This is a genomic window from Metabacillus rhizosphaerae (genome assembly GCF_037201795.1).
Classification (GTDB): Bacteria; Bacillota; Bacilli; order Bacillales; family Bacillaceae; genus Metabacillus; species Metabacillus rhizosphaerae.
The window spans coordinates 4119716-4133467 of sequence record NZ_CP147403.1 but is presented as its reverse complement, the minus strand read 5'-3'; the positions used below and the strand labels follow the sequence as shown (position 1 = coordinate 4133467).

Sequence of the window (13752 nt, the reverse complement as noted above, 5' to 3'; positions counted from 1 at the left end):
ATTCCAAATAGAAATTTATCCTTTCCGTAATCGGAATATCAAATCCTCACTCGGTGTTACATATACGGTTTGCTGATGATCATAAATGACATATCCTGGCTTTGACCCACTAGGCTTTTTAACATGTCTTATAGCTGTGAAATCAACAGGTACAGAGCCTGAATTTTTTGCTTTACTAAAATAGGCGGCAATATTTGCAGCTTCTAAAATCGTTTTTTCTGAAGGATCTTTACTTCTAATCACAACGTGAGAACCTGGGATATCCTTTGTGTGAAACCAAACATCATCGCGTGCAGCCAATTTATTTGTTAGGAATTCATTTTGCTTATTGTTTTTGCCAACTAAAATTTCAGTACCATCGCTTGAAACATAGTACTCTAATTGTGGTTTTTGTAGCTTTTTCTTTTTAAGTGCTTTTGATTGTCTTTGCTTTAAGTAGCCGCCTTCCATTAATTCTTCACGAATTTCTTCAATATCTCTAGGTGAAGCAGATTCTATTTGTTGTATCAATCCTTCAAAATAAACAATTTCATTTCTTGCTAGTTCAATTTGTTGTTGTACAACTTCAATTGAATTTTTTGCCTTTTGGTATTTAGAAAAATACTTTTGCGCATTTTCAGATGGAGTTTTTTGTACATTCAACGGTATGGTGATTGTCGTGTTATTTTCATCATAATAATTGACAACCTCTGCCGTTTTATCTCCTTTTTTTACAGCATATAAATTAGCTGTTAACAATTCACCGTATAACTGAAATTGATTGGCTTTTTCAGCCTGATCTAATGTCGCTTCTAATTTTTTTATTTTGGTTTCATTTTTCTTTTTTTCATTAATAATGAAACGTTCCAAATCATTACCTTGCTGCTTTACACGATCACGTTCGGATTTTCCATAATAAAAACGATCTAGCAATTCAGAGATGGTTGTAAAGATTTTGCGCTCTTTACTATCTAGGTGTGTGAGATTCATCATATAAAATACTTCTCTTTTCGCTTGATAGAAAATTTGCGGCTCAATCTGTTCATTTCTTAATTCATCTAGCATTGTTAAAAATGTTTTTGGTAAAGTTGTTCGATTAACGAGCCCTGAACGGTGGATTACCTCTTTTGCAAAAAGCGGAGATATCCCTGCAAATTGTTCGACAAGCTGTCCGTCAAGCTTACCTGAATTAAAGTCTAGCTTTTTTAGAATTGTTTCTTCATCAGCTTCAAAAGGGTTCACTTTACCTTGTCCGGGTGGCAATACATACGTATGGCCGGGAAGAACAGTTCTATGGCGGTTTACCGCTGGTGATAAATGTTTCACACTATCTAAAATCATATTGCGTTCTTTATCGACGAGTACAATGTTGCTATGTCTGCCCATAATTTCTATCATTAGCCGCTTTTCTGTTAAATCTCCAAGTTCATTTCTACTTTTTACATCAATGATAATTATTCTTTCCATATCGAGTTGTTGAATGTTTTCGATCACACCACCCTCAAGATGCTTTCTTAAAAGCATGCAAAACATCGGTGGCTCACTTGGATTTTCATAGCTCTCATTTGTTAAATGAATTCTTGCATAGCTTGGGTGGGCAGAAAGAAACAAACGGTGATTTTTTCCTCCTGATCGTATTTGGAAAATAAGATCATATTTATATGGCTGATGAATCTTTGCGATTTTTCCGTTATAAAGTGCTCTTTTTAATTCCTGTGTAATTGTGTATGTAAATAAACCATCAAACGACATGGCATAAACTCCTTCTGTCAACATGCACCTTTAGTGTATGAAATATTTATTTAGCTTACCAATCTCGAATTGTTTTTTTTAAGATTCCTGATCACTAGGTAAGTTTTCTATCTGATTATAGCATGTTTTAGGACGAGTCTGAATAAGTTGTGTTATAGCGAAACTTCCAACAAGTGGAGTGAACTTTTCCCTACAGTTGGTTAGAAAGAATTATCGGACATTTACGGGGAGTGAAAAGGAAAAGGAGCAAGACTTCTAGCGAGATATAGCCGTTAATCAAACGTAAAATTTTTTCTGTTTAAGGGGTGTGTAGGTGATTCATGAAATGGCATGAGATGAGATCAGAAGAGGTAATGAATTCAATTAATACGGATGCAGATTCAGGACTTACAAGTAAGGAGGTTCAAAAGCGCGAACAAAAATTCGGATATAATGAATTAAAAGAGGCTGATCGACCTTCCGCGATATTGGTGTTTTTAAGTCAATTTAAGGACTTTATGGTTCTAGTATTATTAGCAGCAACTCTAATTTCTGGTTTATTGGGAGAATATATTGATGCTATCGCTATTATTGCGATTGTGATCGTTAACGGAGTATTAGGATTTTTCCAAGAACGAAAAGCAGAAAAGTCATTAGAGGCTTTAAAGGAGCTTTCAGCACCTCAAGTAATGGTTTTAAGGGACGGAGATTGGATGAGGATTCTTTCTAAAGAGCTTGTCCCTGGAGATGTTGTAAAATTCACAAATGGTGATCGGATTGGCGCAGATATGCGTTTGATAGAAACAAAAAGCTTAGAGGTTGAAGAATCTGCTCTTACTGGAGAATCTCTCCCTGTGCAAAAATCTGTTCAACCTATTGTAGCTCAGGATGTTGGAATAGGCGATTTAACAAATATGGTTTTCATGGGAACATTAGTAACAAGAGGATCTGGTATTGGTATTGTTGTTGGAACTGGGATGAATACAGCAATGGGACAAATTGCAGACCTTCTGCAAAATGCAGAGACAATGGATACGCCATTGCAGCGGCGTTTGGAACAGCTGGGTAAAATACTGATCGTTGTTGCTCTTTTCTTAACGGTACTGGTTGTCGGCATCGGTGTGTTACAAGGTCATGACATTTACAATATGTTTTTAGCAGGTGTATCACTTGCGGTTGCAGCGATACCTGAAGGCCTGCCAGCAATTGTTACCGTTGCATTATCACTCGGTGTACAACGAATGATCAAGCAAAAATCAATTGTTCGTAAATTACCTGCAGTAGAAACACTGGGTTGTGCTTCAGTAATATGTTCTGATAAAACAGGAACATTAACACAAAACAAAATGACTGTAACACAAGTTTGGTCTGGTGATAAACTATGGAATGTAAGTGGTGCCGGTTATCATCCACACGGGGAATTTTTACATCAAGATAAAGTAGTTGATGTACCAAAAACAAAAACATTACAACAAATCCTAACCTTTGGTACATTGTGTAATAGTGCAGGCATTGTTGAACGAGATGGTCAATTTATTTTAGATGGTGATCCAACTGAAGGAGCTCTAATTGTGGCCGCAATGAAAGCAGGGCTGAAAAAGGAATCGTTGCTTCGGAATTTTGAAGTTGTTGAAGAGTTCCCTTTTGATTCTACACGGAAAATGATGAGTGTAGTTGTAAAAGATAAAGCAGGTAAACGCTTTGTTGTAACAAAGGGAGCACCAGATGTACTACTAGGTGTTTCAAAAAGCATTTTATGGAATGAACGACAAGAAGACCTAAGTAGTGTTTATGAAACCAAGGTGAAAAATGCAATAGAATCACTTGCATCTCAAGCTCTACGTACGATTGCAATTGCTTTTAAACCTTTGCAAGAAAGGGAAAAAGTCAATACTAGCTTTGAAGCTGAAAAGGAATTAGTCTTTATTGGCTTACAAGGGATGATTGATCCACCACGACCTGAGGTAAAACAAGCTGTTAAGGAATGTAGAGATGCGGGTATTAAGACTGTTATGATAACAGGGGACCATATCATAACGGCAGAGGCAATCGCAAAACAGCTAAATATTTTACCAACGAACGGCAAGGTGATGGAAGGGAAAGACCTATCAGCACTTACTGTTGAAGAGCTAGAGGAAATTGTAGATGATGTTTATGTGTTTGCAAGAGTCTCACCAGAACATAAATTAAAAATTGTAAAGGCACTCCAAAATAGAGGGCATATTGTTGCAATGACTGGTGACGGGGTTAATGATGCTCCAGCTATAAAAGCCGCTGATATCGGTATTTCAATGGGAATAACTGGTACAGATGTTGCAAAGGAAGCTTCTTCATTAGTTTTAGTGGATGATAATTTTGCGACCATTAAATCCGCAATAAAAGAAGGAAGAAATATTTATGAAAATATTCGAAAATTCATCCGATATCTTCTTGCTTCAAATGTTGGAGAGATTCTTGTGATGCTTTTTGCAATGTTACTTGCATTGCCATTACCATTAGTTCCAATTCAAATCCTTTGGGTGAATTTAGTAACTGATGGCTTACCTGCTATGGCATTAGGCTTGGATCAACCAGAAGGTGACTTAATGAAACGGAAGCCACGTCATCCTAAAGAAGGAGTTTTTGCTAGAGGTCTAGGCTGGAAAGTAATCTCGCGCGGCTTTTTAATTGGTATTGCCACACTTGCTGCTTTTATGATTGTGTATTATCGTAATCCTGATGATCTTGCTTACGCACAAACCATTGCATTTGCAACTCTGGTTATGGCTCAGCTTATCCATGTATTTGATTGTCGAAGTGAAAAGTCGATATTTGAACGAAATCCATTTGAGAATTTATATTTAATTGGTGCGGTCATTTCATCGGTCTTGTTATTGCTTGTTGTTATTTATTATCCACCACTTCAACCGATTTTCCATACAATTCCAATCCTGCTTAGAGATTGGTTATTAATTTTAGGATTATCTGCAATTCCAACTTTTTTACTAGCAGGATCACTTTTAACAAGAAAATCAACGAAGACTATGGTATAATCCAGAAGGGGGTGACCCACAAAGTCATCCCTTTTGCTTGTTGGATCAAGATCATGATATTTTTAAAAGAAGCATTATAGTTATTTGTATATCGATTTTACATAGACGTCTCACAACAATTAAGCTTATAGAAAGAAAGTGATGTGATCCATAGTGGTAGCAAGTATGACTGGATTTGGTCGTGCAAGTGGGCAAATTGATTCATGTCTTCTTACAGTTGAAATGAAATCAGTGAACCACAGATTTTTAGATGTTAGTCTAAAAATGCCAAAACAGTTCATGAGTAGCGAAGATAAGATAAAAAAACTTATCTCTCAATCTGTGAGTAGAGGGCGAATTGAGATTTATGTCAATTTAGAAGGTGAGTCATTAGTTGATAAATCAATTCATGTTGACTGGGAATTATTAGAGCAATTTGTGAACTCACTTCACCAAATAAAAGAACGTTTTTCTCTTAAGGATGAAGTTACCTTAAATCAAATTCTTGGACTAAGCCAGGGAATTGATATTCTTGAAGAGTCAATTTCAAGTGAGAATGTTGAAAACAAACTCCTTCTTATTGTGGAAGCTGCGATTAAACAATTAGTAGAAATGAGAAAAATAGAGGGCGATCAACTTGCTGTTGATTTAAAACAAAGGCTCGAGGATATTAGTATTTTAACGGTTGAGCTGGAAAAGTTAGCACCTTCTGTTGTTGAACAATACCGTGAACGAATTGAGAAAAGATTAGCAGAATACGTCTCAGGTAAAGTCGATGAAAATCGCATTTTAACCGAAGTTGCACTGTTTGCTGAAAAAGCTGATATCAGTGAAGAATTAACAAGAATACATAGCCATAACCATCAGTTTAGCGAGACCCTAAAAGCTAGTGGTCCGATTGGTCGTAAGCTAGACTTCCTAGTACAAGAGCTAAATAGGGAGGCAAACACAATTGGTTCGAAAGCAAATAATGGAGATATTGCAAAAAATGTTGTCGAATTAAAAAGTATTATTGAAAAATTAAAGGAACAAGTCCAAAATATTGAATAGGTTAACATACCATTGATTATAAAAGGGCTTATAAGGCAAAAATAGATTTGTCCTTTATTAGGGGGAGCATACATATGAGCATTAAACTAATCAATATCGGATTTGGCAACATCGTATCAGCCAACCGTATAATTTCGATTGTTAGTCCTGAATCAGCTCCAATCAAAAGAATCATTCAAGACGCAAGAGACAGAGGCATGCTAATAGATGCAACATATGGTCGTCGTACCAGAGCTGTTGTTATAATGGATAGTGATCATATTATTCTTTCAGCTGTACAGCCTGAAACAGTGGCTCAGAGGCTTTCAAATAAAGATGATCTATCAGATGAAGGGTAGGGAGTAGAAACGTTGATAAAAGAAAGAGGATTGTTAATCGTCCTATCGGGTCCTTCTGGTGTAGGAAAAGGCACGGTAAGAAAAGAATTATTTTCACAAGAAGACACTGCATTTGAATATTCGATTTCAATGACAACAAGAAAACCGCGAGAAGGAGAAGTTGATGGGATCGATTATTTCTTTAAATCTCGGGAAGAATTTGAGAAATTGATTTCACAAAATAAACTTCTAGAGTGGGCTGAATACGTTGGAAATTATTATGGTACACCTGTTGATTATGTAGAGAAAACATTAAGCGAGGGAAAGGATGTATTTCTTGAAATCGAAGTCCAAGGTGCACTTCAAGTCCGCAATGCGTTCCCTGAAGGATTGTTTATTTTCCTAAGCCCGCCTAGTTTAAATGAACTGAAAAACCGTATCGTTACAAGAGGAACGGAAACAGAGGAATTAATTAATAATCGTATGAAAGTGGCAAAAGAGGAAATTGTCATGATGGATGCATATGATTACGTTGTTGAAAACGAAAATGTTCTATTCGCATGTGATCGTATTAAGGCAATCGTGACTGCAGAGCATTGTAGACGCGAAAGAGTAGCACCACGATATAAAAAAATACTGGAGGTTGAATAATATGTTATACCCATCTATTGATGTACTAATGAATAAATTAGATTCAAAATATACACTTGTAACAGTTGCTGCTAAACGTGCACGTGAAATGCAGGAACTCAGTGATCAACAAATTGCAAAACCTGTTTCGTTTAAATATGTTGGAAAAGCATTAGAAGAAATTAATGCAGGCCTTCTTAATTATCAAAGACCAGAGAAATAATGCCTTAAAATAACAACCTAGGTTATAGGTTGTTATTTTTTTCAATGTAAACATTTATTGGTACAATAAATGATATAACCTCCAAAGATTTATTAATTACAATCATCAACAAAAAAACAGTTAAAATAGATTTTTAGTCTTTATAGAGTCAGTAATGCAGAAACGGTAAGCGGATCTCGTCCGCTTACCTTAAAAAAGATCTTTCAAAGTGGGTGGAGAATATGGTATCAGGGAAAAAAATATTATTATGTGTTAGCGGCGGAATTGCAGTTTACAAAGCGTGTATCCTAACTAGTAAATTAGTACAAGCTGGAGCTGAAGTAAAGGTGATTATGACCGATTCAGCGATGGAGTTTGTCTCTCCTTTAACCTTCCAAGCTCTTTCCCGTAATGATGTTTTTTATGATACGTTTGATGAGAAAAATTCAAAAGTGATTGCCCACATTGATTTGGCTGATTGGGCAGATATAGTCCTTGTTGCCCCAGCCACAGCTAACGTTATTGGAAAGCTTGCTAATGGTATTGCAGACGATATGCTGACAACAACGTTACTTGCAACAACTGCAGGCGTTTGGATAGCTCCAGCCATGAATGTACATATGTATGATCATCCAGCAGTAAAGAAAAATATCCAAACACTTTTTGACTTTGGATATCAGTTTATTGAGCCAAGTGAAGGGTTTTTAGCTTGTGGTTATGTTGGAAAGGGTAGGCTTGAAGAGCCAGAAAAAATCGTCAACTTGCTCAATCATTATTTTGAAAAAAATGCGTTAGGGAGACCGCTAAACAATGTGGAAATACTAATAACTGCAGGTCCAACTAGAGAAAAGATTGATCCAGTTCGTTATTTTACCAATCATTCTTCTGGGAAAATGGGATATGCGATCGCAGAAATGGCGGAAAAGCTTGGTGCTAATGTAACGCTAATTACAGGTCCAACCTCGCTTACCCCACCAGAATTTGTTACAACTATCCAAATAGAGTCAGCTCAAGAAATGTATGATCGCGTCATCGAGCTATACCCAAAATCGGATGTAGTGATCAAATCTGCTGCAGTAGCAGATTACCGACCAATTAACACATATGAGCAAAAACTAAAGAAACAAAATGATGACTTACATATTAAAATGGAAAGAACAACGGATATATTAAAGGAATTAGGTAAACTGAAAACACATCAACTTCTAGTAGGCTTTGCAGCTGAAACAAATAATGTTGAGGAATATGCAAAGAAAAAGCTAGCGACGAAGAATTTAGATTTAATTGTAGCTAATAATGTAACCTATGAAGGTGCAGGGTTTGGAACAGATACGAATATTGTGACGATTTATGACCGTAATCAAGTAAGTCTTGAGCTACCACTTTTGACTAAACAGGAAGTAGCAAAACATCTATTAGAAAAAGTCCATGTGCTATTAAAGGGAGCAAGATAATGAAATACGCAAGTGTTATTGTTGATGTTCCTGCTATGCAAACTGATCGAGCGTTTGATTATAAAATTCCAGAAGAGTGGCAAGAGTTAGTAACACCAGGTATGAGAGTAATTGTTCCATTTGGACCTAGAAAGATCCAAGGATTTGTGATTGAGATAAAAAATCACTCAGAGTTCAAACGCTTAAAGGCTATTTCAGAATTATTAGATTTAACTCCATGTTTGACTAGTGAGCTTATACAGCTAGGACAATGGTTAACAGAGAAAACATTATGCTTTAAAATATCTGCATTTCAAGCAATGTTACCGGCTGCAATGAAAGCAAAATATGAAAAAGCATTAGGACTTACTACAGATGATGTAACGGAATTAGTAGAACAACTACAGCCTTTTTTTAAGAACGGCAATCAAGTCGATTTAAAAGAGCTTGAACAAACTGTTTCATTAAAGATGATTCAAAAGGAAATTGAACAAGGTCATTTAGAAGTCATCTACAAAGTGAAACAAAAGGGAAATAAAAAAACGATCAAAATCATTAAACGGAATGAATCGTTATTAAGGCTTACAGAGCTTATAAAAGAACTCCCTGCGAATGCAAAAAAACAAATTGAAATCATTTCCTATTTTACGACCAATGAAATAAATGAAATAGCTTTACAGGACTTATTAATAGAAGCTAATACGTCAGATGCATCTGTTAAAGCACTTATATCTAAAGGTATTTTAAAAGAAGAGATTAAAGAAGTTTATCGTGATCCTTATCAAGATCGTCATTTTGAGAAAACTAAAAGACTAATATTAAACAATGAGCAACAGCAGGCGATAACACCACTAATAAAAACAATCAACGAAAATGTACATGACGTATTTCTTATGTACGGGGTAACAGGAAGTGGAAAGACAGAGGTTTATCTTCAGTCAATCGAAGAAGTGTTGAATAATGGTAAAGAAGCAATCGTCCTCGTGCCAGAGATCTCTCTTACCCCGCAAATGGTTCATCGTTTTAAAGGTCGCTTTGGATCAAAAGTGGCTGTCCTACATAGTGGACTTTCTACTGGTGAAAAATATGATGAATGGCGAAAAATCCAAAGAAAAGAGGTTCAACTCGTCGTTGGTGCAAGATCTGCTATTTTTGCTCCATTTGAAAATCTAGGTATGATTATTATCGATGAGGAGCATGAATCGAGTTATAAACAAGAAGAGAACCCACGTTATCACGCTCGTGATGTTGCTATATACCGTGCGAAACTTCATAAATGTCCGGTTGTGTTAGGGAGTGCAACACCAACCCTAGAATCGTTTGCACGATCTAAAAAAAATGTTTATAAGCTACTTACATTAAAGGAGCGAGTGAACAAAAGATCAATGCCTCAAGTTGACATAATCGATATGCGAGAGGAGTTAAGAAGTGGCAATCGGAGTATGTTTTCAACATCGTTAATTGAGAAATTAACCGAAAGACTAGAAAAAGGGGAACAGTCGGTTTTATTCCTTAACAGAAGGGGATATTCTTCGTTTGTTATGTGTCGAGATTGTGGTTTTGTTATCCAATGTCCACATTGTGACATTTCATTAACCTACCATAGACATGGGCAACAGCTTAAATGTCATTACTGTGGACACGAGGAACAGATGCCAAATGTATGTCCGGAATGTCAAAGTGAACATATTCGTTTTTTTGGAACAGGTACACAGAAAGTAGAAGAAGAATTAGTCAAGGTATTACCGCATTCGAGAATCATTCGTATGGATGTGGATACGACAGGGAGAAAAGGTGCGCATGAAAAGCTTTTAACAAGATTTGGTAACAAAGAAGCTGATATTTTATTGGGAACTCAAATGATTGCAAAAGGTCTTGATTTCCCAGATGTCACCCTTGTTGGTGTGTTAACAGCAGATACGATGCTTCACTTACCTGATTTTAGAGCCTCTGAAAAAACATTTCAGCTATTAACACAAGTAAGTGGTAGAGCAGGAAGACATGAGCTTCCAGGTGAGGTTATCATTCAAACTTATACTCCTGAGCATTATAGTATTCAACTGGCAAGTCAATATGATTATGACTCATTTTATAATCATGAAATGCAGCTTCGTAAAAATCATGCTTATCCACCTTATTACTATCTAGCTTTACTTACGGTCTCACATCCAGAAATAACAAAGGTTGTATCTGTGACAGAGAAAATAGTTCAATTTTTAAGAAGAAATGTTGAAAATGAAACAAAGATATTAGGACCTGTAGCTTCACCGATCCCGCGGATTAAAGATAGATATCGATACCAATGCATGGTAAAATACAAACGGGAAAAAAACTTACATGAAACATTAAGAAAAATCATTGAACACTTTCAACAAGAAATGAGTTCAAATGACTTAATGATCGCAATTGATCTAAGTCCAAATACGATGATGTGAGTTGGACTTTTGTTTTAAGAATAATAAAATTTTTATACTGTATAAGCGCTCGGTATTCAATGCCTAGCCTCTCGAGGTCATAATTCACTAATGAATTGAAGGTAAAGAATGTATTCTATTCATTAGTGTCTTATTGCCCGAGGCTGAACAAGGCAATTGCGCTTTAGTGTATGTTTGGAGGAGTCTTTTTGGCGGTTAAACCAATCGTTATGTTTCCGGCAGATGTTTTAGAAACACCTTGTGAAAAGGTAACTATTTTTGATCGGAAGCTAACAAAGCTTTTAGCAGATATGTATGATACGATGATTGAAAATGATGGTGTTGGACTAGCTGCACCACAAATAGGAATTTCACAGCAAATAGCTATTGTTGATATTGATGATCATAATGGAACAATAGAATTAATCAATCCAGTTATTGTTGAAGAACGTGGTGAACAAACTGGACCTGAGGGATGTTTAAGCTTTCCTGGTCTGTACGGTGAAGTAACGAGAGCAAACTATGTAAAGGTTAGAACATTTAATCGAAAAGGAAAAGTGAAAATCATTGAAGCTGAAGGATTTCTTGCTCGAGCGATCCAACATGAAATGGATCATCTTGAAGGTGTGTTATTCACAAAAAAGGTAGAAAAATACTTAGAAGAAAATGATTTAGAAAGTGCGGAAGGATGACACGTATGACAAAAATCGTATTTATGGGAACACCTGATTTTTCTGTGCCGATTTTACGGAGTCTTGTAAAAGAAGGCTATGATATTGTTGGTGTTGTAACCCAACCAGATCGACCAAAAGGGCGTAAAAAAACTCTTACTCCGCCACCAGTAAAAGTAGAAGCTGAGAATCATGGTATTAAAGTGTTACAGCCTGAAAAGATTCGAAATGAGATTGAGGATGTTCTTTCATTGGAGCCAGACCTTATTGTCACGGCAGCTTTTGGACAAATTTTACCAAAGGAATTATTAGAAGCGCCTAAATTTGGCTGTATAAATGTACATGCTTCACTTTTACCGGAATTAAGAGGTGGTGCACCAATTCATTATTCTATTCTTCAAGGGAAAGATAAAACAGGAATCACGATCATGTATATGGCAGAAAAACTTGATGCTGGTGATATCCTTACTCAGGTCGAGGTTAGAATTGAGGAGCGAGACACAGTTGGTTCATTACATGACAAGCTCAGCGAAGCAGGAGTAAGTCTTTTGTCTGAAACAATTCCTCAATTACTTGCAGGAAAGCTCACACCAAAAAAGCAGGATGATTCAAAAGCAACCTTCGCCTCTAATATTAAACGTGAGCAAGAAAAGATTGATTGGACCAAAACAGGGGAAGAAATCTATAACCAAATTAGAGGTCTTAATCCTTGGCCTGTTGCGTTTACAACTTATGAGAATCAACCTCTTAAGCTATGGTGGGGCGAAAAAATGCTGAGTAAAAACGATTCATCTCCCGGAACAATTATCGGAATTGATCAGGATGGTTTTGTTGTCGCAACTGGAAATAAAACAGCGATAAAAATCACTGAACTTCAACCATCTGGTAAAAAGAAAATGAGTGGAGAAGACTATTTGAGAGGGACAACAATTTCCGTAGGGAATAAATTAGGCGATGATGATGAAAAAACAACCAAATAGTGTACGAGATGTAGCAGTAGAAACCTTATTACAAGTTGAGAAAAATCAAGCATATAGTAATTTGCTTTTAAACTCAATGATAAAAAAACATAAAGTAAATGAGAAGGATATAGCATTACTCACCGAAATCGTTTACGGAACATTGCAAAGACGTGAAACACTCGACTATTTTTTAGCAGGCTTTTTAAAAAAGGCAAAAAAAATTGAGGCTTGGGTACAAATTTTATTAAGGATCTCCATTTACCAAATGGTTTATCTTGATCGAATCCCAGAAAGAGCAATCTTTTTCGAGGCAGTAGAAATTGCAAAAAAACGAGGTCATAAAGGGATTGCTGCTTTTGTGAATGGCGTGCTCAGATCTGTTCAACGAGAAGGTCTACCTACATTTGATGATATATCTGATTCTGTGGAGAGACTAGCAATTAAAACAAGTCACCCATCATGGCTAGTTGACAAATGGGTAAAACAATTTGGTTATGAAGAAACCGAAAAAATGTGTGAAGTAAATTTAATGCCACCTTCGCAAACAGCACGAGTTAATCAAACGAAAACAACTGTTGATGAGCTTTTTCATGACCTTACAAACAAAGGGATAATGGTTGAGCATGGAGATTTATCTGAGGATGCAATAAAGGGTATGAAAGGAAATTTAGCCTTAACTGAGGCGTTTTCAAAAGGACTACTTACCATCCAAGATGAAAGCTCAATGTTAGTTGCTAGAGCATTAAATCCACAAGAAGGTGAGAGGGTTTTAGATGCATGTGCAGCTCCTGGAGGAAAATCTACACATATAGCTGAACGTATGAAAGGCACAGGTACTGTTCATTCCCTTGATTTACATGAGCATAAGGTAAAGCTTATTAAACAACAAGCAGACCGATTGCAGCTAGAAAATATTATACCTGAAGCATTAGATACCAGGTTGGCCGGTAACCGCTTTGAAAAGGAGAGCTTTGATCGAATTTTAGTTGATGCTCCATGTTCTGGTTTTGGAGTTATTCGAAGAAAGCCTGATATCAAGTATACGAAAAATCAAGAAGATGTATTAAAGCTGGCCGACCTGCAACACAATATTTTACAGGCTGTTGCCCCTTTATTAAAAAGAGATGGTGTGTTAGTTTATAGTACATGCACAATTGATAAAGAAGAAAATAGCGACGTCGTTCAGACGTTTTTAGAAAGCCATCCAGAGTTCGTGCGGGATCAAGCTTCAGTAAAATATTTACCTGAAAAACTTCAGCCTATTTTTCAAAATGGGGAAGTACAGTTGCTGCCACATTACTTTGGAACAGACGGTTTTTATATAGCATGTTTACGAAAGAAGGGTTAAAATT

At 36.4% G+C, this 13752-nt stretch carries 11 protein-coding genes; 10 read left to right on the top strand and 1 reads right to left on the bottom strand.

The annotated features are described in order from the left end of the window. Window positions 1-15 precede the first annotated feature (15 nt). Window positions 16-1731, bottom strand: coding sequence for an NFACT family protein (locus WCV66_RS20095; RefSeq protein ID WP_066337906.1), 1716 nt, complete (start codon window positions 1729-1731; stop codon window positions 16-18). A gap of 320 nt (window positions 1732-2051) precedes the next feature. Here WCV66_RS20095 and WCV66_RS20090 point away from each other — a divergent pair, with 320 nt between their 5' ends. The 10 genes from WCV66_RS20090 to rsmB all read left to right on the top strand — a co-directional run bounded on the left by WCV66_RS20090 (window position 2052) and on the right by rsmB (window position 13748). Further along, the gene (locus WCV66_RS20090; protein ID WP_338786641.1) at window positions 2052-4742 is read left to right on the top strand and encodes a calcium-translocating P-type ATPase, SERCA-type; all 2691 of its coding nucleotides are present in this window, start codon (window positions 2052-2054) and stop codon (window positions 4740-4742) included. 153 nt (window positions 4743-4895) lie between these two features. Then, window positions 4896-5771: a YicC/YloC family endoribonuclease gene (locus tag WCV66_RS20085; protein ID WP_066337902.1), complete on the top strand. Its 876-nt coding sequence runs from the start codon at window positions 4896-4898 to the stop codon at window positions 5769-5771. A gap of 74 nt (window positions 5772-5845) precedes the next feature. Further along, on the top strand, window positions 5846-6109 hold the full coding sequence (remA, locus tag WCV66_RS20080; protein WP_066337900.1) for an extracellular matrix/biofilm regulator RemA: 264 nt from the start codon (window positions 5846-5848) through the stop codon (window positions 6107-6109). A 15-nt stretch (window positions 6110-6124) separates the two neighbouring features. Further along, a complete protein-coding gene (gene gmk, locus WCV66_RS20075; protein ID WP_066338026.1) occupies window positions 6125-6739 on the top strand; it encodes a guanylate kinase in 615 nt (204 codons plus the stop codon). A 1-nt stretch (window position 6740) separates the two neighbouring features. Beyond that, the gene (rpoZ, locus tag WCV66_RS20070; protein WP_066337896.1) at window positions 6741-6941 is read left to right on the top strand and encodes a DNA-directed RNA polymerase subunit omega; all 201 of its coding nucleotides are present in this window, start codon (window positions 6741-6743) and stop codon (window positions 6939-6941) included. 221 nt (window positions 6942-7162) lie between these two features. Continuing rightward, on the top strand, window positions 7163-8374 hold the full coding sequence (gene coaBC / locus WCV66_RS20065) for a bifunctional phosphopantothenoylcysteine decarboxylase/phosphopantothenate--cysteine ligase CoaBC (RefSeq protein ID WP_066337894.1): 1212 nt from the start codon (window positions 7163-7165) through the stop codon (window positions 8372-8374). Then, window positions 8374-10788: a primosomal protein N' gene (gene priA, locus WCV66_RS20060; protein ID WP_338786640.1), complete on the top strand. Its 2415-nt coding sequence runs from the start codon at window positions 8374-8376 to the stop codon at window positions 10786-10788. Before coaBC ends, priA begins: the two co-directional genes overlap by 1 nt. 188 nt (window positions 10789-10976) lie before the next feature. Next, entirely contained in the window at window positions 10977-11459 is a 483-nt protein-coding gene (gene def / locus WCV66_RS20055) for a peptide deformylase (protein ID WP_066337888.1), read from the top strand. Window positions 11460-11464: 5 nt separating this feature from the next. Then, window positions 11465-12418: a methionyl-tRNA formyltransferase gene (fmt, locus tag WCV66_RS20050; RefSeq protein WP_338786639.1), complete on the top strand. Its 954-nt coding sequence runs from the start codon at window positions 11465-11467 to the stop codon at window positions 12416-12418. After that, window positions 12399-13748, top strand: coding sequence for a 16S rRNA (cytosine(967)-C(5))-methyltransferase RsmB (rsmB, locus tag WCV66_RS20045; RefSeq protein ID WP_338786638.1), 1350 nt, complete (start codon window positions 12399-12401; stop codon window positions 13746-13748). The genes fmt and rsmB overlap by 20 nt, the downstream gene beginning before the upstream one ends. Window positions 13749-13752: the final 4 nt, after the last annotated feature.

Excerpts from the sequence above, each read along its gene's own strand:
- WCV66_RS20095 (WP_066337906.1), bottom strand. The coding sequence starts at position 1,731 with ATGTCGTTTGATGGTTTATTTACATACACAATTACACAGGAATTAAAA.
- WCV66_RS20090 (WP_338786641.1), top strand. The coding sequence starts at position 2,052 with ATGAAATGGCATGAGATGAGATCAGAAGAGGTAATGAATTCAATTAAT.
- remA (WP_066337900.1), top strand. The coding sequence starts at position 5,846 with ATGAGCATTAAACTAATCAATATCGGATTTGGCAACATCGTATCAGCC.
- rpoZ (WP_066337896.1), top strand. The coding sequence starts at position 6,741 with ATGTTATACCCATCTATTGATGTACTAATGAATAAATTAGATTCAAAA.
- coaBC (WP_066337894.1), top strand. The coding sequence starts at position 7,163 with ATGGTATCAGGGAAAAAAATATTATTATGTGTTAGCGGCGGAATTGCA.
- priA (WP_338786640.1), top strand. The coding sequence starts at position 8,374 with ATGAAATACGCAAGTGTTATTGTTGATGTTCCTGCTATGCAAACTGAT.
- fmt (WP_338786639.1), top strand. The coding sequence starts at position 11,465 with ATGACAAAAATCGTATTTATGGGAACACCTGATTTTTCTGTGCCGATT.
- rsmB (WP_338786638.1), top strand. The coding sequence starts at position 12,399 with ATGAAAAAACAACCAAATAGTGTACGAGATGTAGCAGTAGAAACCTTA.